This window comes from Aliiroseovarius sp. PrR006, from assembly GCF_010500215.1.
Classification (GTDB): Bacteria; Pseudomonadota; Alphaproteobacteria; order Rhodobacterales; family Rhodobacteraceae; genus Aliiroseovarius.
The window spans coordinates 442,766-461,628 of the sequence record NZ_JAAGOY010000004.1 but is presented as its reverse complement, the minus strand read 5'-3'; the positions used below and the strand labels follow the sequence as shown (position 1 = coordinate 461,628).

Annotated in this window: 20 protein-coding genes and 1 tRNA gene; 18 read left to right on the top strand and 3 right to left on the bottom strand. The window is 58.0% G+C overall.

The window, feature by feature from the left end; genetic code table 11:
* The first annotated feature begins 156 nt into the window (after window positions 1–156).
* The 7 genes from G0Q00_RS02340 to G0Q00_RS02310 all read left to right on the top strand — a co-directional run bounded on the left by G0Q00_RS02340 (window position 157) and on the right by G0Q00_RS02310 (window position 7,393).
* On the top strand, window positions 157–1,209 hold the full coding sequence (locus G0Q00_RS02340) for a substrate-binding domain-containing protein (RefSeq protein ID WP_163036011.1): 1,053 nt from the start codon (window positions 157–159) through the stop codon (window positions 1,207–1,209).
* A gap of 94 nt (window positions 1,210–1,303) precedes the next feature.
* Entirely contained in the window at window positions 1,304–2,770 is a 1,467-nt protein-coding gene (gene pstC, locus G0Q00_RS02335) for a phosphate ABC transporter permease subunit PstC (RefSeq protein ID WP_163036010.1), read from the top strand.
* Window positions 2,767–4,131, top strand: a complete 1,365-nt coding sequence (gene pstA / locus G0Q00_RS02330; protein WP_163036008.1) for a phosphate ABC transporter permease PstA — start codon at window positions 2,767–2,769, stop codon at window positions 4,129–4,131. The genes pstC and pstA overlap by 4 nt, the downstream gene beginning before the upstream one ends.
* Window positions 4,132–4,181: 50 nt before the next feature.
* Window positions 4,182–4,943, top strand: coding sequence for a phosphate ABC transporter ATP-binding protein PstB (pstB, locus tag G0Q00_RS02325; RefSeq protein WP_370458520.1), 762 nt, complete (start codon window positions 4,182–4,184; stop codon window positions 4,941–4,943).
* Window positions 4,944–4,969: 26 nt separating this feature from the next.
* The gene (gene phoU / locus G0Q00_RS02320) at window positions 4,970–5,701 is read left to right on the top strand and encodes a phosphate signaling complex protein PhoU (RefSeq protein WP_163036004.1); all 732 of its coding nucleotides are present in this window, start codon (window positions 4,970–4,972) and stop codon (window positions 5,699–5,701) included.
* Window positions 5,698–6,387 (top strand): phosphate regulon transcriptional regulator PhoB, encoded by a 690-nt coding sequence (gene phoB, locus G0Q00_RS02315; RefSeq protein WP_163036002.1) that lies wholly within the window; start codon window positions 5,698–5,700, stop codon window positions 6,385–6,387. Before phoU ends, phoB begins: the two co-directional genes overlap by 4 nt.
* A gap of 382 nt (window positions 6,388–6,769) precedes the next feature.
* Complete coding sequence (locus G0Q00_RS02310) at window positions 6,770–7,393, top strand: hypothetical protein (protein ID WP_163036000.1); 624 nt, start codon at window positions 6,770–6,772, stop codon at window positions 7,391–7,393.
* Between the two features lie 85 nt (window positions 7,394–7,478).
* On the opposite strand, the gene G0Q00_RS02305 is transcribed toward G0Q00_RS02310, so the two are convergent.
* Window positions 7,479–7,568: transfer RNA gene (locus tag G0Q00_RS02305), tRNA-Ser, on the bottom strand.
* A gap of 209 nt (window positions 7,569–7,777) precedes the next feature.
* On the opposite strand from G0Q00_RS02305, the gene G0Q00_RS02300 reads away from it, so the two are divergent.
* Together G0Q00_RS02300 and G0Q00_RS02295 are read left to right on the top strand one after the other, a co-directional pair.
* The gene (locus tag G0Q00_RS02300) at window positions 7,778–8,557 is read left to right on the top strand and encodes a DUF2059 domain-containing protein (protein WP_163035998.1); all 780 of its coding nucleotides are present in this window, start codon (window positions 7,778–7,780) and stop codon (window positions 8,555–8,557) included.
* Between the two features lie 137 nt (window positions 8,558–8,694).
* On the top strand, window positions 8,695–9,417 hold the full coding sequence (locus tag G0Q00_RS02295) for a hypothetical protein (RefSeq protein WP_163035996.1): 723 nt from the start codon (window positions 8,695–8,697) through the stop codon (window positions 9,415–9,417).
* 3 nt (window positions 9,418–9,420) lie between these two features.
* Here G0Q00_RS02295 and G0Q00_RS02290 read toward each other — a convergent pair whose 3' ends face one another.
* Complete coding sequence (locus tag G0Q00_RS02290) at window positions 9,421–11,580, bottom strand: sulfotransferase (protein WP_163035995.1); 2,160 nt, start codon at window positions 11,578–11,580, stop codon at window positions 9,421–9,423.
* A 301-nt stretch (window positions 11,581–11,881) separates the two neighbouring features.
* On the opposite strand from G0Q00_RS02290, the gene G0Q00_RS02285 reads away from it, so the two are divergent.
* The 8 genes from G0Q00_RS02285 (at window position 11,882) to G0Q00_RS02250 (ending at window position 17,979) form a co-directional block, all read left to right on the top strand.
* Window positions 11,882–12,523: a 50S ribosomal protein L21 gene (locus tag G0Q00_RS02285; protein WP_163038245.1), complete on the top strand. Its 642-nt coding sequence runs from the start codon at window positions 11,882–11,884 to the stop codon at window positions 12,521–12,523.
* A 21-nt stretch (window positions 12,524–12,544) separates the two neighbouring features.
* On the top strand, window positions 12,545–12,814 hold the full coding sequence (gene rpmA, locus G0Q00_RS02280) for a 50S ribosomal protein L27 (protein WP_108856322.1): 270 nt from the start codon (window positions 12,545–12,547) through the stop codon (window positions 12,812–12,814).
* 198 nt (window positions 12,815–13,012) lie between these two features.
* A complete protein-coding gene (locus tag G0Q00_RS02275) occupies window positions 13,013–13,552 on the top strand; it encodes a GNAT family N-acetyltransferase (RefSeq protein ID WP_163035993.1) in 540 nt (179 codons plus the stop codon).
* 9 nt (window positions 13,553–13,561) lie between these two features.
* The gene (locus G0Q00_RS02270) at window positions 13,562–14,080 is read left to right on the top strand and encodes a GNAT family N-acetyltransferase (RefSeq protein WP_163035991.1); all 519 of its coding nucleotides are present in this window, start codon (window positions 13,562–13,564) and stop codon (window positions 14,078–14,080) included.
* Window positions 14,077–14,478, top strand: coding sequence for a GNAT family N-acetyltransferase (locus G0Q00_RS02265; protein ID WP_163035989.1), 402 nt, complete (start codon window positions 14,077–14,079; stop codon window positions 14,476–14,478). The genes G0Q00_RS02270 and G0Q00_RS02265 overlap by 4 nt, the downstream gene beginning before the upstream one ends.
* Window positions 14,479–14,563: 85 nt before the next feature.
* On the top strand, window positions 14,564–15,598 hold the full coding sequence (gene obgE, locus G0Q00_RS02260; protein ID WP_163035987.1) for a GTPase ObgE: 1,035 nt from the start codon (window positions 14,564–14,566) through the stop codon (window positions 15,596–15,598).
* On the top strand, window positions 15,586–16,692 hold the full coding sequence (gene proB / locus G0Q00_RS02255; protein ID WP_163035985.1) for a glutamate 5-kinase: 1,107 nt from the start codon (window positions 15,586–15,588) through the stop codon (window positions 16,690–16,692). Before obgE ends, proB begins: the two co-directional genes overlap by 13 nt.
* A 39-nt stretch (window positions 16,693–16,731) precedes the next feature.
* Window positions 16,732–17,979: a glutamate-5-semialdehyde dehydrogenase gene (locus G0Q00_RS02250; protein WP_163035983.1), complete on the top strand. Its 1,248-nt coding sequence runs from the start codon at window positions 16,732–16,734 to the stop codon at window positions 17,977–17,979.
* Between the two features lie 34 nt (window positions 17,980–18,013).
* Here the strand turns inward: G0Q00_RS02250 and G0Q00_RS02245 are convergent, their stop codons facing one another.
* On the bottom strand, window positions 18,014–18,613 hold the full coding sequence (locus G0Q00_RS02245) for a histidine phosphotransferase family protein (protein ID WP_163035981.1): 600 nt from the start codon (window positions 18,611–18,613) through the stop codon (window positions 18,014–18,016).
* 27 nt (window positions 18,614–18,640) lie between these two features.
* Here G0Q00_RS02245 and G0Q00_RS02240 point away from each other — a divergent pair, with 27 nt between their 5' ends.
* Complete coding sequence (locus tag G0Q00_RS02240; RefSeq protein WP_370458519.1) at window positions 18,641–18,829, top strand: DUF3553 domain-containing protein; 189 nt, start codon at window positions 18,641–18,643, stop codon at window positions 18,827–18,829.
* Window positions 18,830–18,863 lie beyond the last annotated feature (34 nt).

Here is an 18,863-nt window from a genome sequence, read left to right as displayed (position 1 = left end):
GCGGATGTGAATTTCCCTTAGTTTTTCAGTTTTTCTGACGAATTTTGCCGTTTGTCACACGGCTGTTACATAACTTTCACAAAAGCTTTGATCAGCAGCGCTAGGACAGCGCCTAGACGTCCAAGGGGCGTCACAATGATTAAACAGGAGTTATCCATGTCCTTCGTGAAACTGACCGCCTCGACCCTGGCGATTGCTGCCGTTTCCGCTACTGCCGCTACCGCCCGTGATCAGGTGCAGGTTGCTGGTTCCTCGACCGTGTTGCCATACGCGTCGATCGTCGCTGAAGCTTTCGGCGAAAACTTCGACTTCCCGACCCCGGTTGTAGAATCGGGCGGCTCCTCGGCTGGTCTGAAGCGCTTCTGTGAAGGTGTCGGCGAAAATACCATCGACATTGCCAACGCATCGCGCGCCATCAAGGACAAAGAAATCAAAGCCTGTGCCGAAGCCGGCGTGACCGACATTGTCGAAGTCCGCATCGGTTATGATGGCATCGTATTTGCCTCGCAGATCGACGGCCCGGACTTCTCGGCTTTTGAACCGGCTGACATCTACAACGCTCTGGGCGCTCAGGTGATGGTTGACGGCAAGCTGATCGACAACACCTACAACCAGTGGGCCGAGTTCAACGCCGCCCTGCCGGCCGTTGATATCGCCGCCTTCATCCCTGGCACCAAGCACGGGACCCGTGAAGTGTTTGAAGTGAAGGTGATGGAAGCTGGATGTAAAGCCACCGGCGCTTACGACGCCTTCCTGGCAACTGCCGAAGGCGACACCGACAAAGCCAAAGCCAAAGCCGCCAAGAAAATGTGCTACCACGTACGCACCGACGGCAAATCGGTTGATATCGACGGCGACTACACCGAGACGCTGGCCTCGATCGACGCCAACAAAGACGGCATCGGCATCTTCGGTCTGGCTTTCTATGAAAACAACACCGACACGCTGAATGTTGCCACCATGTCGGGTGTCGTACCCTCGACCGAGAGCATCGCAACCGGTGAATACCCCGTCTCGCGCCCGCTGTATTTCTACATCAAGAAAGCCCATATCGGTGTGATCCCCGGCCTGAAGGAATTTGCTGAATTCTTCGTTGCGGATGAGATTGCAGGCCCCGACGGCCCGCTGGCTGAGTACGGTCTGGTTGCCGATCCGGAACTGGCTGCGACGCAAGCGATGGTTGCCGCTGAAGACGTGCTGACCAACTAAATCCCTTCGGTGGCGCGGGGCAGATTGCCTTGCGTCACCACACCCTTTCCGCAGGTCGGGGCAAAGATCTGCATCTCTGCTACAAGAGCGTTCAATGTCTGCATTTTGGCTATTTGTGATCATCCTGGCGCTGGCCGCCTTGGGGTTCATACTGGGACGAAGTCGCGCCATATCCTCGGTTCAAGGGGATCGGCGGTTGCTTCACTCGCTTCCCAACTATTATGGTTTCAACGTTGCGATGCTGGCCTTTGTGCCGGCCGTTCTGGTCTTGGGCGCATGGGTAATCATCCAGCCCATGATGATCAGTTCGCAGGTGTCGACCCATATCCCTGCAGCGCTTTACGAAGATGCCGGTCAGCTGAACCTGATCATGAGCGACGTAAAGCGCGTGGCCGATGGTTTGGACGTTGCTGTTGCTCAAGGGCTGATGTCTGCAGAAGGCGCAAGCCAGCTGAACACCGAGACCACGGACGTCCGCGCCTTGCTGGGCGAAGTAGGCGTGGCGCTTGGCAGCGATGTTGATCCCTCGGTCCTGAACGCGGCGCAAGAGATGCGTAGCAAAACCACCAGCGGAAACCTGTTCATGACCATCGTCGTGCTGATCGTGGCTGCAGCCGGTTTCGTTGCCGCAATGCTGAAGACACGCGGAGACTTCCGTGCCCGGAACGCAGTTGAAGGCGGCGTGAAGGCCTTGCTGATCGCTGCTGCCTCCATCGCGATCTTGACCACCATCGGCATCGTTCTGTCGCTGATCTTCAACACGATCACTTTCTTTGGGATGTTCCCCGCAAGCGATTTCTTGTTCGGCCTGACATGGTCGCCGGAAGGCCGTGGCGGGTCCGAGCATCTGGGTATTCTGCCGCTGCTTTGGGGTACGATTTATATTTCGATCGTGGCTCTGCTGGTCGCGGTGCCCATCGGCCTTTTCGCCGCCGTGTACCTGTCGGAATATGCTAGCCGCGCAACCCGCGCCTTCGCAAAACCTTTGCTCGAGGTTCTGGCAGGCATCCCGACCATCGTTTACGGTCTGTTTGCCCTGACCGTGGTTGGCCCTCTGCTGGTGAACTTCTTCGGTGCCGATGGGCTGGGCTGGATGCAGGGCGCACGCTCGGTCATGACCGCCGGTCTGGTGATGGGCATCATGCTGATCCCCTTCGTGTCGTCCTTGTCCGATGACATCATTAACGCAGTGCCGCAGGCGATGCGCGATGGATCCTATGGGCTGGGCGCGACGCAATCAGAAACGGTTAGACAAGTTGTGCTGCCCGCCGCTCTGCCGGGCATCGTGGGTGCGATCCTGTTGGCCGCATCGCGTGCCATCGGAGAGACCATGATCGTGGTGATGGGGGCAGGGGCCGCGGCCCGTCTGGACCTGAACCCGTTCGAGGCCATGACCACCGTGACCGCCAAGATCGTCAGCCAGCTGACCGGCGACAGCGATTTTGCCAGCCCCGAGGCCTTGGTGGCCTTCGCACTTGGCATGACCCTGTTCCTTCTGACCTTGGGTCTTAACGTTCTCGCGCTCTACATCGTGCGCAAATATCGGGAGCAATACGAATGAGCGACGCAAGCCTTCAGAGCGGCCCCGAAATGGGCACGCCGCGCGCCAAAAGCTCGATCCTGCAACTGGACCAGCGCACCAAGAAACGTAACGCTGCCGAAGCCCGCTTCCGCGCCTATGGCATTGCCGCGATTGCCGTGGGTTTGGTGTTCCTGGTGGTCTTGATCACGTCGATCTTCTTCAAAGGTGTGGGCGCGTTTCAGCAGACCTTCATCACGCTGGATGTGGAGCTTTTGGAAAGTAAGCTGGACAAGACCGGTGAGCGGGACATCGAAAAGATCAAGAAAGTCACGACCTTTGGGTACAACCCTCTGATCGAAAACGCGCTGAAAGCGGCGATGGAAGAAGCAGGTGTCGACAACCCCTTCGCCAAGGGCAAGGATCTGCGCAAAATGCTGTCGTCGGGTGCCGCCGCCGACCTGCGCCGCTTCGTGATCGCCAACCCGGATCGCATCGGTGACACCGTCCAGTTCCGCCTATTGGCGTCGTCCCGCGTGGATGGCTATCTGAAAGACCGCGTGACCCGTGAAAGCCTTGCGCGTGACAAGAACCTGACGCCAGTGCATCTGGACGTGGTGGATCAGCTGAAAGGCGCGGGCGTTGTGGCGAAAAGCTTCAACCTTGGCTTCATCACCGGCGCGGATGCATCCGAAAGCCGGCCCGAGCAAGCGGGGATTGGTGTCTCGATGCTGGGCAGTCTTTATATGATGCTGGTTGTGCTGGCCTGTGCGCTGCCCATCGGGGTTGCGGCCTCGATCTATCTGGAAGAGTTCGCGCCGCAAAACTGGATCACGGATTTGATCGAGGTGAATATCTCGAACCTAGCCGCCGTGCCGTCGATCGTCTTCGGTATTCTGGGTCTGGCTGTGTTCATCCAGTTCGCGCATCTGCCGCAATCGGCCCCGCTGGTCGGTGGTCTGGTGCTGACCCTGATGACGCTTCCGACCATTATCATTTCGACCCGCGCGTCGCTGAAATCGGTGCCACCATCGATCCGCGAAGCTGCACTGGGTGTCGGTGCCTCGAAGATGCAAACCGTGTTCCACCACGTGCTGCCGCTGGCCATGCCGGGCATTCTGACCGGCACAATCATCGGTTTGGCACAGGCACTTGGTGAAACCGCACCGCTGCTTCTGATCGGGATGGTGGGCTATATCGCTTCGAACTATCCGGGCGGGATTATTGAAGGTTTCATGTCCCCGAACTCGGCCATGCCGGCCCAGATCTATGAATGGGCAAAACGCGCCGACCCCGCGTATTATGAGCGTGCCTGGGGCGGGATCATCATCCTTCTGGTCTTCCTGATGACCATGAACATCATTGCAATCATTCTGCGCCGCCGTTTCGAGCGCCGCTGGTAACAAGGGCTGCAGACATGAATGATATGACGAAAATCGAAAGGGCTCTTGAGATGAACGATATGAAAATCTCGGCCAAGAATGTGCAGGTCTATTACGGTGATACGCACGCGATCAAAGACGTCTCGGTCGAGATCGAAGACAAGACTGTTACCGCCTTCATCGGCCCGTCGGGCTGCGGCAAGTCGACCTTCCTGCGCTGCCTGAACCGCATGAACGACACGATTGATATCTGTCGCGTGGAAGGTGACATCCTACTGGATGGCGAAGACATCTATGACAAGCGCGTCGATCCGGTGCAGCTGCGCGCCAAGGTGGGCATGGTGTTTCAGAAACCCAACCCGTTCCCCAAGTCGATCTATGACAACATCGCCTATGGTCCGCGTATTCACGGTCTGGCACGCAACAAGGCAGAATTGGACGAGATCGTCGAGAAATCCCTGCGTCGCGGCGCCATCTGGGACGAGGTGAAAGACCGTCTGCATGCCCCGGGCACCGGCCTGTCGGGCGGTCAGCAGCAGCGTCTGTGCATCGCGCGCGCCGTCGCGACCGAACCCGAAGTTCTCTTGATGGACGAACCGTGCTCGGCCCTTGACCCGATTGCGACGGCACAGGTCGAGGAGTTGATTGATGAACTGCGCCAAAGCTATTCGGTGGTGATCGTCACCCACTCGATGCAGCAGGCCGCGCGTGTCAGCCAGAAAACGGCCTTCTTCCACCTTGGAAATCTGGTGGAGTACGACGACACGACCAAGATCTTCACCAATCCCGAAGATCCGCGCACTGAAAGCTATATCACCGGCCGTATCGGTTAAGCCCTTATACAGGCAGGAGAAAAGACATGATTGATCAACATATTGCATCCGCTTTCGACCGCGATCTGGAAGAAATTCAAGCCCACCTGATGAAGATGGGCGGCATGGTCGAGGACTCGATCCGCGAAGGCGCAAAATCCTTGAAACGCCGCGACGAAGAGCTGGCCGAGGAAGTCCGTCGTGCCGACAAGAAGATCGACGCGCTGGATATGCAAATTCAGGAAGAATGCGCCCGCGTGCTTGCGCTTCGTCAGCCGATCGCCTCGGACCTGCGCACCGTCCTGACGGTGATGAAAGTGGCCGCGAACCTCGAACGCATCGGTGACTATGCCAAGAATATGGCCAAGCGGACCACGGTTCTGGTGCATATGCAACCGATTGACGGTGCCTCGGGTGCGATCAAACGGATGGCGAGCGAAGTGCGCCTGATGCTGACGGATGCACTGGATGCTTATATCCGCCGGGACGAGGAACTGGCACAGGATGTGCGTCACCGCGATCTGGAAGTGGACCAGATGTATAACGCGTTGTTCCGCGAGTTCCTGACCTTCATGATGGAAGACCCGCGCAACATCTCATCCTGCATGCACCTGCATTTCATCGCCAAGAATATCGAGCGTATGGGAGACCATGTAACCTCGATTGCGGATCAGGTGATTTATCTGGTCAGCGGTGAACTGCCGGACGAAGCGCGTCCGAAGGGTAACTCGGCCAACTATGAATTGCCGGATGAAGGCGAAGACGAGGCCGAGGCATGACCACGGACAAGCCATGCGTGCTGCTGGTGGAAGACGAACCAGCGCAGCGCGAAATTCTGCGCTATAACCTGACGTCCGAAGGCTATGATGTCACTCTGGCCGAAAACGGCGATGACGCGCTGATCCTGATAGACGAGGTCATGCCCGATATGATCCTTCTGGACTGGATGCTTCCCGGTGTCTCGGGGATCGAGATTTGTCGCCAGATCAAAAGCCGCAAGGAAACCCGCGCCATTCCGGTGATCATGCTATCCGCGCGCTCGGAAGAGGTGGATCGCGTGCGCGGCTTGGAAACAGGGGCCGATGACTATGTGGTCAAACCCTATTCGGTGGGCGAACTTATGGCGCGCATCCGCACTCAGCTGCGCCGCACCCGTCCGGTGGCCGTAGGGCAAAAGCTGGAATATTCAGACATCGTGCTGGACGGCGAAAGCCATCGCGTCACACGGGCGGGGGTGCCGGTGAAGCTTGGCCCGACCGAATTCCGTCTGCTGACCACATTGATGGAAAAACCCGGCCGGGTCTGGAGCCGCGAGCAGCTTTTGGATCGCGTCTGGGGGCGTGATGTCTATGTGGATACGCGCACCGTGGATGTCCACGTGGGACGCCTGCGCAAAGCGCTGTGCCGCAATGGGGGCGATGACCCTTTGCGTACGGTGCGGGGCACCGGGTACGCTCTGGGCTGAGTGTCTAGTCAGCCCCAACATCTCTCGTCGCAGCGAAAATACTGCTCTGAAAACGCCTCCGAGAAATGAATTGTGCTGCGTGTCTGTGGCGGATGAATACAGCCTGAAATCAAGGTTCTAGTATGTTCCTCCGCCGTTTACTTACCCACTGTTCACTCGTGCGGAAGATACGCAACTTGCGCTACGCATAGAAATGCGTCGCAAATTTAGCTATTCTTTTAGATGGGGATTTAAATGGGTGTGCGATGCCAGGATTTGTCGAAGAGCGTTCGCGTTTTGAATTAAAGCATCTGAAACACGCCGGATCAGGGCGAAAAACCACCCGCGCTGTGCACGGTTTTCTGGCGCGCGCCTCACAAGGCGTGGCAAGGGCGGTACTGGAATGAGGGGCAACGCCCTCAACTCGTGGGCCAATTTCGAGCTAGCGCCCCCCGAAGAGATTTTCGACGCCGATGCATGGCTCGTGAAGAAGTGCATCGCGATTGTTCAGGGCGCGGGCATTCAGAGCTGGGATGACGCCAAGGCCTATGGACGCCACAGCTCGTATTTCTGTGCAACCCTCGTCGTCAGGTCAGCGCTTTGTGTGTCTGCAGCCATGAGGGGACTGCAGTCGTCAGAAGCGCAGGACTTTGATGTAAGAGCGCGCAATGCGGACCGTCTTCGCGTTGCATCAATAGCTTTTGGGCAAGCCAAAGAACGCATGCTTGCTTGCATCGCGGTGGCAGATCCAACCAAACAAGAAGTAGGTGCACTTGCAACGCAAGGCGCAATTTCCTCTAAGAATCTCGCAAATGGACGCTGTGCTGCGAAAGAGATTGCCAAAGCACGGCAAGACCTGGCGGATACACTGGTGGAAAAGGTTCAGGAAAACGCGAATGCAATTTGGAAGCAAAATCCGACGTTGAGCAAACGAGCTATGGCGGACTATCTGGCGCGTCTGGGGAAGGGACAGGGTCTTTCTACGGGAACCATTCGTCAGCGGATAAAGCAGCCGAAAGAGACATAAGTCACAGTGCCCGCCTGTGTACGTAATGTGATAGCATGTCGGGTGAAGCTATTGGCTGGCCTTTACCCTTTAAAGTAAGGGTAAGTGGCGGAGAGACAGGGATTCGAACCCTGGGTGGGCTTGCACCCACAACGGTTTTCGAGACCGCCCCGTTCGACCACTCCGGCACCTCTCCGCGGGGGTCTGTGGAGGGGGAGATAATTCGACCGCGCGGCATGTGCAACCACTTTTTTCACCTATTTTCAAAATGCTGGGGAAAACGTGATCGGCAACAACTTGGCAAGGGCAGTGCCCGGCGCTAGTCTTGGGGCAACAGCACTGTTGGAAAACATATATAAGCCTATGATAGTAAAAAGATTAATAGCTTTTACAGCGGCACTTGTCGTGACCGCGACAAGCGCATTTGCCAGCGACGAAGATCAAATCCGATCCTTTCTGAAGATCACCGGGTTTGATGTCGCGATTGAATCGATCCAACTGGGCGCGATGGCTGGGCCGGGAATGACTGGGGAAGACCCCGAAGTGTTTGGGCGACAATGGCAGGAGCTGGCCCGCGAGGTGTTCGAACCTGACGCAATGGTCGAAGATGCCATCGAAATGCTGGTCGCCGTTTTGCCGCAGGACGTTCTGGATCACGGCATGGCGTTCTACGAAAGCCCCTTGGGACAACGGCTGGTCGAGGTCGAGAACGAAAGCCATATGACGGATGACGCGGTGAAATACACCGAAGGCGCCGAGATTGTGGCCGAGCTTCTGGAAAGTGGCGATCTACGTGTTCAGCTTTACAAGGCGATGGGGGATGCAATTGGCTCGACCGATGTTGCGATCCGTTCGCTCATCGAAATTCAGGTTCGCTATTTGATGGCCGCGATGGCGGCAGGCGCCAGCGATCTGGAACTGGACGAGGATGATTTGCGCGGCATTCTGCAAAGCCAATCCGATCTGATGCGCGAAGGGATCGAAGAGAACTCGTTGGTGGCGAATGCCTATGCCTATCGCGCCATTGATGAGGCGGACCTGATCGACTATCTGGCGGCGCTGCAAGACCCGCGTATGGGGCAGGTCTATGAGATATTGAATGCCGTCCAGTTCGAGATTATGGCAAATCGCTATGAAACAATGGCCAGCCGGCTTGACGAACTTGCGCCCGAGACCGAGCTGTGACCTTGTTTTTCCAAACACTGCGGCGCGCTGGCGCGGCATTATTGCTGTGCGTACTCACTGTGGGCGCTGCAATTGCGTCGGATCAAACCCAGCGGTCGGACAAAGAGCGATTTGAGGATCTTTGGAATCTTCTGGGCATGCCAGAGATGGTTTCGATCCTGCATGATGAAGGTCTGGCCATGGCGTTGGACTCGGATATGGATCTTCTGGGGCATGACGGTGGCCCGCGGTGGGAAGGCGCGCTTCAGGCCATCTATGACGAAAAGACGCTGCAGGGTGAATTGCATGCGCAATTCGAGCACGAACTGGCGCAGGACCATGTCGTGGCGCTTTGCGAATTTTACGAGAGCGTGGAGATGCAACAGATCATCCGGAACGAGATCGCGGCGCGCCGTGCGTTTCTGGATTTGGAGTTCGAACAGCTTGCCCGCGATCGTTGGCTGCAAGGGGACACGTCAGACACTCTGGACGACACCATCCGGTACTATGTTGATCTGAATGACCTGATCGAACTGAACGTCATGGGCGCGCTCAATTCGAACTATGTTTTTCTGAACACGCTGAATCAAGCCTTGCCCGAAGCGTTGGGGCAGATGAGCGAGCAAGACATCCTGACCCATGTCTGGTCGCAAGAGGCGGACATCCGGAGCGACACCACGGAATGGATCTTTGCCTATCTGCACACGGCCTATGCGCCCATCGACAGCACCGCACTGGATCGCTATGTCGCATTTTCTGAAACGCCAGCAGGGCAAGCGCTGAATCATGCGCTGTTTGCGGCTTTTGACGCGGTCTATTTACGCTTGTCAGGCGATTTGGGCCGCGTCGTCGGCACCATGTCGCGCGAAGAAGAGCTGTAAGCCTTAGCTTTTCCCGGCGTCTATCTTCGCCAGCCCATCCAGCAATTCTGTCAGGTGCTCGGCATAGGGCTCCCACTTGCCGACCGAACTTTTGTAAAGCGGCTGGCGCACCTGCGCGACCGACAGAGTTTTCACATCGCGCTTGGTTTTGTGGAAGTCCAGACAGGCGTCTTCCCACTCCAGATCGCAGAACTTTAGAAGTTTGCGGATTTCGGTTTCCGGATCGTCGACCAGAGCCTCATAGGAAATTTCGTAAATCCGGTCCGGGGCAAGTTCGCGCCACAGATCAAGATATTCGGTGTACAGGCGATAGGTTTGGACCAATGCGGCCTGAGAATAGCTGTAGAGATGCAGACCGGCCACAAAGCGGTTCTTGAAGATGGACCACAGATTGTCACGTGGGTCACGGCGCAGGGCGACGATCTTGGCATTGGGCATGGCAAGCCACGCCAATGGCGCAATCTGATAGGTCGAGATCGTCTTATCCGTGATCCGATCCGCATTCGGCAGGCGGGTGTCGACGGCGTTCTGATAGGCGCGGCCAAGATCTTCCAGCTGCGCGTCCGTCATGTCACTGATATGTCCGCCTGCGCGGGCGACTTTCGCCACCTGTTCGAAGCCCAAGGGATGGAATATCCCCAGCTCATCCCCACCGGTTACCGTCGAATGGCTGGCAAGGATTTGTTCGACCAGCGTCGTGCCGGAGCGCGGCAGGCCGGTGATGAAGATGGTGCTGTTCTGCGCATAGCCACAGCTGCCAATGCGGTCTGGATCAAAGTCCTTCATGAACGCTTTGAAACGATCGAAATCACCTTGTTCCTTGGTCATGTCATGGGGGTGAAGACCAGCCATCACGTCGTTCGCACGCGACAGATAGGTCCAGGCAGCTTCGGCCTCTTTGTGGTCTTCCATCACCTTTGCAAGACCATACCCCAGATCAATCCTGGCCTCATCCGGCAGGTCAGGGTGATCCCACAGGTCTTTCATCTCGTCGATCAGCGGGTCATCTCTGTCCAGCTTTCGGCCCTGCGCGACCATGCGATAAACCCCGCCCGATCGGGCCCCACGTGCAATGGCGTCGCGCAGTACCTTTTCCGCGGCGTCGAAGTCACCGCTGCGTTGAAGCAGATTGGCGGCCAGTGTCACGACACGCAGGTGGTTCGGATCCGTCTGAAGCGCCGCATCAATGGCCTTGCGCGAGGCCTCGACATTGCCCAGCAGATTTTCCGCCATCGCGCGTAGCGCCAGCATCTCGCCTGTCGGGGCAGATTTAGCAGCCAGCGCGTCTAGATCTTCAAGCGTCCCGGCAGCATCTTCCAGCGTCAGACGCGCCTTGGCACGGGTGAACAACCCGGCAGCGTTATCGGGTACTTTTTTTAGCAGGGCATCTAGGCATTCGATCGCTTCACGCGGAGCATTGATGTCGGTGTAAACCAAGCCAAGGTTGCCAAGGACAATCGGGTTGTCGGGAATGATCCGACGAGCGTGCTCCAGAACCTTGCGGGCCTCGCTGCGCCGTGTTTGCTGCATCAAGAATTGCCCATATTGCGCCAGCGCCTCGCCATAGTCAGGATCGGCAGCCAGCGCAGTTTTGAAGGCTTCTTCGGCCTTGTCGGGCTGCCCCAAAGCGGCAAGTGCGACGCCGTGGACCATCGATACGGCTTCGTTTGCACCTCGCACCAGAAGCGCGCGAGCCTGCGCCTCAGCCTCTTTTGCACGGCCTGCATTCAGAAGAGCGGTCAGCGCGTCGATCTCGGCCTTGGAAGCGGTCTTGCTGACGCGTTTGGTGCTGGATCCGGATCCCTTCAAAACGGCTGTCAGTCTTTTCAACTCTGCTTGCGGCAGCTTCGCTTTCTTCAGCTGCTTGGCGACCATGGCGCGCGTTGACGCATCAAGGGTGAGCGCCAGATTAGAGTAGGCCCGCCAGACGGTGATTTCGGACGGGGCCAAGCGTGCCGCTGTGCCATAAGCTTTCAGAGCCGCGTCGGTTTGGCCCATCTGTTGATGAAGTTGCGCGATCTGAAACGGGACCTCGGCCCGGTTGGGCGCCATGGTCTGAAGCTGCGTCAGAACCTTCAGCGCCTCATCCGGCTTGCCTGATCGTGCAAGATTGCCTGCTTTTTGAAACAGGGCAGGGATCTGATTTGAGTTCAAAGGCAGCATGTCGGACCTATTCAGGCTGGAAAGGCATTCAGCACTTGGCTATTATGACCAGCACAGACCTGCAAGGCCCAGCCGGTGACCTTGAAAATAAGCATGATGCGCTTGTGTAAAAGTCTTGACTTTCAACCCGATCCACCCGATAAGCCGCCATTCCTGCCGGGATTTTCCCGTGCGGGGCTAGAAATCTATGTCCAAAACGCAAGTGGCGGATGCGCAGTTCGAGGCAATTGAAGGGATTGGCCCTTCGTCAAACACCGGCATAAGTCGGGGCCACAGGACGCGGATTATGAAGGAAGATCATATGTTTGCGGTTATGAAAACCGGCGGCAAGCAGTATAAGGTCCAGGCTGGCGACGTTCTGCGCGTTGAAAAGCTGGCGGCCGATGCTGGCGAGACAGTCCAGTTCAACGAGATTCTGATGGTCGGCTCGACTGTTGGCGCCCCCACCGTAGAAGGTGCTGGTGTACAGGCAGAAGTCATCGACCAGATCAAAGGCGAAAAAGTCATTCACTTCGTGAAGCGTCGCCGTAAGCACAGCTCGAAGCGCACCAAGGGTCACCGTCAGCAACTGACGCTGCTCCGCGTAACCGACATTCTGGAAAAGGGTGCCGACAAGTCGGGCGTGAAAGCTGCCATCGGTGCAGGTTCGGTATCGGGTGCTGCTGTTGCAGCGGCTGCTCCGGCCAAAGCGCCTGCAAAGAAAGCAGCTCCGAAGAAAGCCGCCAAGGCAGAAGCACCCGCTGGTGCTGACGATCTGAAAAAGCTGTCGGGCGTTGGCCCCGCGCTTGAGAAGAAACTGCTGGACGCTGGCATCACCACCTTTGCTCAGATCGCCGCTTGGGGCGAAGCTGATATCGCTGAGTTCGACGAGAAACTGTCGTTCAAAGGCCGTATCGAGCGTGAAGGCTGGGTAGAGCAGGCCAAAGAACTGGCCAACGGCTAACAAGAGCTAAGGAGAGATAGCATGGCACATAAAAAAGCAGGCGGTTCATCCCGTAACGGCCGCGACTCAGCCGGTCGTCGCCTTGGTGTAAAGAAATACGGTGGTCAGGTTGTGATCCCGGGCAACATCATCGTGCGTCAGCGCGGTACCAAGATGTGGCCGGGTGACAATGTTGGCATGGGCAAAGATCACACCATCTTTGCAACCAGCGAAGGCACCGTCAAATTCCACAAAGGCCTGAAAGGCCGCACCTTTATTTCGGTTCTCCCAGTGGCGGAGGCCGCTGAGTAAGCCGAACCTAACGAGGTTGTGAAATTTCAGGGGCCGGCTGTGATAGCCGGCCCCTTTTCTTTTTGTTTGTAGTACTTACTTGCCTGTTCATCCAACGTTCATACGAACGCCCTAAAAGCGCCAGAAACGCGGAATACGTTATGGCCTTCACGGGAAGAACGGACGGTGCATTCAGCGCTTTTCAGAGGAGGGAAAGCCATGAAGCATGTAGATATCAGAACTCAGCCGACCATTCAGGCGGAACGTTTTGTGCTGCGCCCTGTACGGCAATCCGATCTTGGGGCTTTGGTCCTGTCTGTCTCGGACAAACGGGTGGCCGAGGCCACGCGCTCGATCCCGCATCCGCTTCCGCCGGGTGTAACCGAAGCATTTATTGATCGTGCTCTGGCCGAGGACCGGAACGAGGATGTCTGGGTCATGGACAGTTTGCGTGAAGATCAAGATGACGTTCTGGGCGTGATTACGCTGAACGCGCTGGATCGTGGGCAAAGCCAGTTGGGCTATTGGGTCGCGCCGGGGTTCTGGAACTCGGGCATAGCGTCGGAAGCCGTCTGTGCGCTGATCGAGGCGAACCCTCAGAATAACAGCACCATCTTTGCAGAAGTCTTTCAGGATAACCCGGCCTCCGCCCGTGTGCTGACCCATGCAGGGTTCGAGTATATTGGCGACGCGGAAAGCCATTCGGTGGCGCGCGGCGCCAATGTTCCGACCTGGACGTACGTCAAAAAGATGGCGTAACGCTTTGCCATGGAACACAATATTCAGATCAGGACGGCGCGGTTTACGCTTCGTCCCCTGACGCCCGATGACGGTGATCAGGTGGTTGCGCTGCTTGATGATATCGAGGTGGCGCGCTGGCTGACGGTTGTGCCGCATCCCTACACGCGGGCGGATTTTGATGGGTTTCTGGACTATCTCGCCAGCTCCAATCCGCTAGGTGGATTGGCCATCGACGAGGGTGGCGAGGTTTTGGGCGTGGTCGGACTTGACCCGACGCTCGGCTATTGGCTGGGGCGCAAGCATCATGGCCGGGGCGTCATGCGCGAAGCCGCTGGTGCTTTGATTACGCAAGTTTTTGCGACCACGGATCTTGACCAGATTGGCTCGGGCCACTTCACGGGCAACCACGCTTCGCGCGCGGTGCTAATGGGGCTGGGGTTTAAGGATACCGGGAAGACCGAAAAGGCGCATTGCGTGTCGCGCAGTTGTGACGAAGTGCTGATCAAGCTCAGCCTGTCGCGTCCCGATTGGGAGGCAAGGCAGTGAAAACGTGCCTTGTCAGTGAACGCCTGACCATGCGGCGCTGTCAGCGCTCTGATTTCGATGCCTTGTATGACCTTGTCTCGGACATTGACGTCGCGCGCATGACAGCGACATGGCCCCATCCCGCAGATCCCAATCTGACGCGCGAACGGTGCCAGCCGTTTGATCCTGCACATGGCATGGTGGGCGTGGTCTTGCTGGAGGGCACGCTGGTCGACCATTGCCGGGCAACCTATGACTGGCCGATCATCCGCGCCGATGCGTTTTCGGACAATCCCGCCTCGGCCCATGTCTTGAAAAAGCTGGGCTTTGAAGAGCTTGATGGCAGTACGGGCCACAGTGTCGCACGGGACGGATGCGCTCCATTGCGTGTTTTTCAGCTTTTGCGACCAGAAAGCTGATCCAATTGCCCTTGCTGCAGGCTCTGGACTTGAGCCTCGGCCAATTTCCCTCTATCGCCTGTGACATAACAGAAAGGCGCGCGTCATGAAGTTTCTCGATCTAGCAAAGGTCTATATCCGGTCCGGTTCGGGCGGGTCTGGCTGCGTGTCGTTCCGGCGCGAGAAATACATCGAATATGGTGGCCCGGACGGCGGCGATGGCGGGCGCGGCGGTGATGTTGTGGTCGAGGTTGTCGACGGCCTGAACACCCTGATCGATTTCCGCTATCAGCAACACTTCTTCGCGGGCAATGGCATCCCCGGCATGGGCAAGCAGCGCACAGGTGCGGATGGCGACGACATTGTACTTCGCGTGCCAGTAGGCACAGAGATTCTGGACGAGGACGAAGAAACCGTCATCGCCGACATGACCGAGGTCGGTCAGCGCGTGGTCATTGCCAAGGGCGGCAATGGTGGCTTTGGCAACCTACACTTCACCAGCTCGACCAACCGCGCACCACGTCGCGCCAATCCCGGCCTTGCTGGCGTTGATCGCACGATCTGGCTGCGCCTGAAACTGATCGCGGATGTGGGTCTTTTGGGGCTGCCGAATGCGGGCAAGTCGACTTTCCTTGCTGCGACCTCGAATGCGCGGCCGAAGATTGCGGATTACCCGTTTACCACACTGCACCCCAATCTGGGTGTTGTGGGCGTGGATGGGGTCGAGTTCGTTGTGGCCGACATTCCCGGCCTGATCGAAGGCGCGTCCGAAGGCCGTGGGCTGGGCGATCTATTCCTGGGTCACGTCGAACGCTGCGCCGTGCTGCTCCATCTGGTTGACGGCACCGCCGAGGATGTGGTTGCCGACTGGCAGACCATCATCACCGAGATCGAAAACTATGGCGACATTCTGGGCGACAAGCCCCGCGTGACCGTTCTGAACAAGATCGACGCGCTGGATGACGATGAACGGGCCGAGAAATTGGCCGCTTTGGAAGAAGCTGTCGGTGGTCCGGTGATGCTGATGTCGGGCGTGGCCCAGCAAGGTACGACAGATGTTTTGCGCGCGCTGCGCAAGGAAATCTCGGAAGATCGCATTCGGCAAAAGCCGCAAGAGGAAGAAGAGACGTGGCAGCCCTGAACACGGCAAAACGTGTCGTTGTCAAAATCGGCTCGGCACTGTTGGTGGACGCGAAAACCGGTGCGTTGAAAGCGGATTGGCTAGGATCGCTCTGTGCGGATGTGGCGGCGTTGAAAGCGCGCGGTTCGGACGTAATTCTGGTCTCTTCAGGCTCGATCGCGTTGGGCCGGGGCGTGCTTAGCTTGCCCATGGGGGCGCTGTCGCTGGAACAATCTCAGGCTGCCGCCGCTGTAGGTCAGATCCGGCTGGCGCGCGCGTATGAAGAGGCTTTGGCCCCGCTGGGTGCTACCACCGCACAGGTTTTGGTGACACTCGAGGACAGCGCGGATCGCCGCCGTTATTTGAACTCGCGTGCAACGCTCGAGACACTTCTGTCGCTGGGCGTGGTGCCGATCGTGAACGAAAACGATACGGTTGCGACCGACGAAATCCGCTTCGGTGACAATGACCGCCTGGCCGCGCAGGTGGCTGTGACGATCGGAGCGGACCATCTGGTGCTCTTGTCGGATGTCGATGGGTTTTATTCCGGTAATCCCAAGGATGACCCGACGGCCACGCGCTATGACGTGATCGACGAAATCACACCGCAGATCGAGGCGATGGCCGGCGACGCTGGTACCGGCCTGTCGAAAGGCGGGATGAAAACCAAGGTCATGGCCGCAAAAACCGCGACTGGGGCAGGGTGCGATATGACGATCACCGAAGGCTCGCGGATGAATCCGCTGGCATCGTTGATCGAAGGCGCAGCAGCAACGCTGTTCACCGCACGTACTACGCCGAAAGCTGCGCGCAAGCATTGGATCGCGTCGATGAAACCTCAGGGCGTGCTGGTGCTGGATGACGGCGCGGTACAGGCGCTGCGATCCGGAAAGTCGCTGTTGGCGGCGGGTGTCACGGATGTGATCGGTGCGTTCATGCGCGGCGATCCCGTGGACATTCAGGGCGCAGATGGCACACACCTAGGCGCGGGACTTGCAGGCTATACGGCAGATGAAGCGCGCGCGATCAAAGGGCAGCGGTCCGATCAGATCGAACGCATTCTGGGTCATCCGGGCCGCGCGGCCCTGATTCACCGGGACGATATGTCCCTTTAAAACAGCAAGATACAAGACCACCTTAACGGAGAAAGCAAGATGAGCGACGACATCAAAACCATGATGACCGACATTGGCACCCGCGCCCGCGCGGCCGCACGTGACCTTGCTTTCGCGCCAGCCGAGGCCAAGGAAAAGGCCTTGATGGCCGCGGCCGATGCCTGCTGGGAACGTCGTGCCCAGATCATCGCAGCCAACGAAAAAGACATGGAGTTTGGACGCAATAAAGGTCTGTCGGACGCGATGATGGACCGTCTGATGCTGGATGAAGACCGCATCAAGGGTATGTGCGACGGACTGCGTGCCGTAGCCGCGCAAGATGACCCGGTCGGCGAGGTGATGGAGGAATGGGACCGTCCCTCGGGCCTGAACATTCGCCGCGTGCGTACCCCGTTGGGTGTAATTGGTGTGATCTACGAAAGCCGCCCCAATGTGACCGCAGATGCGGGTGCGCTGTGCCTGAAGGCCGGGAACGCGGTGATCTTGCGTGGTGGCTCGGAGAGCTTTCATTCGGCAGGGCTGATCCATGAATGTCTCCAGGATGGACTGCGCGCCGCAGATCTGCCCGAGGACGCCATTCAGTTGATCCCGACCCGCGATCGCGCCGCGGTCAGCGAGTTGCTGACCATGACGGACCATGTAGACGTAATCGTACCGCGCGGCGGTAAAGGGCTTGTTGGTCTGGTCCAACGCGAGGCCCGCGTGCCGGTTTTCGCCCATCTGGAAGGCATCGTGCATATCTATATCGACAAGGATGCCGACGTCGAAAAGACCCGGAACGTGGTGATGAACGCCAAGACTCGCCGGACCGGGATTTGCGGCTCGGCCGAGTGCCTGCTGATCCACCGCGGTGCGCAGGAATTGGGGCAGGCGGTGATCGATGATCTGATGGCCGCCGGGGTTGAAGTGCGCGTAGGCGAAGGTTTGACAGGCAGTGTCGCTGCAACCGAAGACGATTGGGGAACCGAGTATCTGGACAGCATCATCGCCGCCAAGCTGGTCGATGATGTGGACGGCGCGATTGACCATATCAACCGTTATTCCTCGTCTCATACGGATGCGATCATGACGGAAAATGATGCGACCGCGGATCACTTCTTTACGCGTCTGGACAGCGCGATCCTGATGCGCAATGCCTCGACCCAGTTTGCCGATGGCGGCGAGTTTGGCATGGGGGCCGAGATCGGGATCGCGACCGGCAAGATGCATGCACGCGGCCCGGTGGGCTCCAAGCAATTGACTTCGTTCAAGTATCTGGTCGTGGGTGACGGCACCACACGCGCCTGAGTTAAGAAGCCGCCCTAAGGGGCGGCTTTTTCGTTCAGAAGGTCAGGTCGATGGAGTGATCTGCGGTCCGAACCGTGGCCGAACGGTCTTGCCGTTGCAATTCCGGCCGAACCAAAGCGAAATGGACCTGAGCTGGCGGGACCTCAACGTCAGGATTACCTGCCGACAGCAAAGCCCACAGATCAGGATTGATGTTCAAGCGTTCGCCCTGCGCGGACATCTGCCAGCGCCCACCCGCGCGTGACACCGTCAGGTGACCACCCCACGGCATCGCGCTTTCAAAACACTGCAGCGCGAGGAAGGCCAGCTTGACCTCGGCCCGTGGCAGATCACCTGCGGGTTGCCAATTGATGTTGATCTTGCGCCCATCGACGCCGGGGGCCAGCACCGCGCGGATTTCCTTCTCGGACAGCGATTGGCCGTCTGCCGCAGCGCCAAACGCCACGCGGAAAAAGCGGATCCGCAAGTTTGCGTTGGTCACGCTCTCTGCAATCAGCGCCATTTCGGGGCTATCCCCCATGCCAGAAAGCTGCAACAGCTCTACCCCATTGCCGATCGCGCCCAAAGGGCTGATAAGGTCATGGCAGATACGGGATCCGATCAACGCGGTCAGGTCGCGGTCTTGTTTGGTCATGTTTGAAGCCTGATAGGGATGAGTGTCATGGGAATTGGATCACTTCTTGAGCCGGGAATGTTGGTGCGTCACCCGCAAAAAACCGATTGGGGGCTGGGGCAGGTGCAATCCAATATCGGTGGACGCGTCACGGTGAATTTTGAGCACGCCGGGAAGCAGGTGATCATGATTGAACATGTTGACTTGATGCCTGTATTTACGCCTCCTGAACGCTAAGGTGCCGCGCGGATGCCCATTGCGCGTCCGGTGT

Coding starts and splice junctions, on each gene's coding strand:
- G0Q00_RS02340 (WP_163036011.1), top strand. CDS start 157: ATGTCCTTCGTGAAACTGACCGCCTCGACCCTGGCGATTGCTGCCGTT.
- pstC (WP_163036010.1), top strand. CDS start 1,304: ATGTCTGCATTTTGGCTATTTGTGATCATCCTGGCGCTGGCCGCCTTG.
- pstA (WP_163036008.1), top strand. CDS start 2,767: ATGAGCGACGCAAGCCTTCAGAGCGGCCCCGAAATGGGCACGCCGCGC.
- pstB (WP_370458520.1), top strand. CDS start 4,182: ATGAACGATATGAAAATCTCGGCCAAGAATGTGCAGGTCTATTACGGT.
- phoU (WP_163036004.1), top strand. CDS start 4,970: ATGATTGATCAACATATTGCATCCGCTTTCGACCGCGATCTGGAAGAA.
- phoB (WP_163036002.1), top strand. CDS start 5,698: ATGACCACGGACAAGCCATGCGTGCTGCTGGTGGAAGACGAACCAGCG.
- G0Q00_RS02310 (WP_163036000.1), top strand. CDS start 6,770: ATGAGGGGCAACGCCCTCAACTCGTGGGCCAATTTCGAGCTAGCGCCC.
- G0Q00_RS02295 (WP_163035996.1), top strand. CDS start 8,695: ATGCCAGAGATGGTTTCGATCCTGCATGATGAAGGTCTGGCCATGGCG.
- G0Q00_RS02290 (WP_163035995.1), bottom strand. CDS start 11,580: ATGCTGCCTTTGAACTCAAATCAGATCCCTGCCCTGTTTCAAAAAGCA.
- G0Q00_RS02285 (WP_163038245.1), top strand. CDS start 11,882: ATGTTTGCGGTTATGAAAACCGGCGGCAAGCAGTATAAGGTCCAGGCT.
- rpmA (WP_108856322.1), top strand. CDS start 12,545: ATGGCACATAAAAAAGCAGGCGGTTCATCCCGTAACGGCCGCGACTCA.
- G0Q00_RS02275 (WP_163035993.1), top strand. CDS start 13,013: ATGAAGCATGTAGATATCAGAACTCAGCCGACCATTCAGGCGGAACGT.
- G0Q00_RS02270 (WP_163035991.1), top strand. CDS start 13,562: ATGGAACACAATATTCAGATCAGGACGGCGCGGTTTACGCTTCGTCCC.
- obgE (WP_163035987.1), top strand. CDS start 14,564: ATGAAGTTTCTCGATCTAGCAAAGGTCTATATCCGGTCCGGTTCGGGC.
- G0Q00_RS02250 (WP_163035983.1), top strand. CDS start 16,732: ATGAGCGACGACATCAAAACCATGATGACCGACATTGGCACCCGCGCC.
- G0Q00_RS02245 (WP_163035981.1), bottom strand. CDS start 18,613: ATGACCAAACAAGACCGCGACCTGACCGCGTTGATCGGATCCCGTATC.
- G0Q00_RS02240 (WP_370458519.1), top strand. CDS start 18,641: ATGGGAATTGGATCACTTCTTGAGCCGGGAATGTTGGTGCGTCACCCG.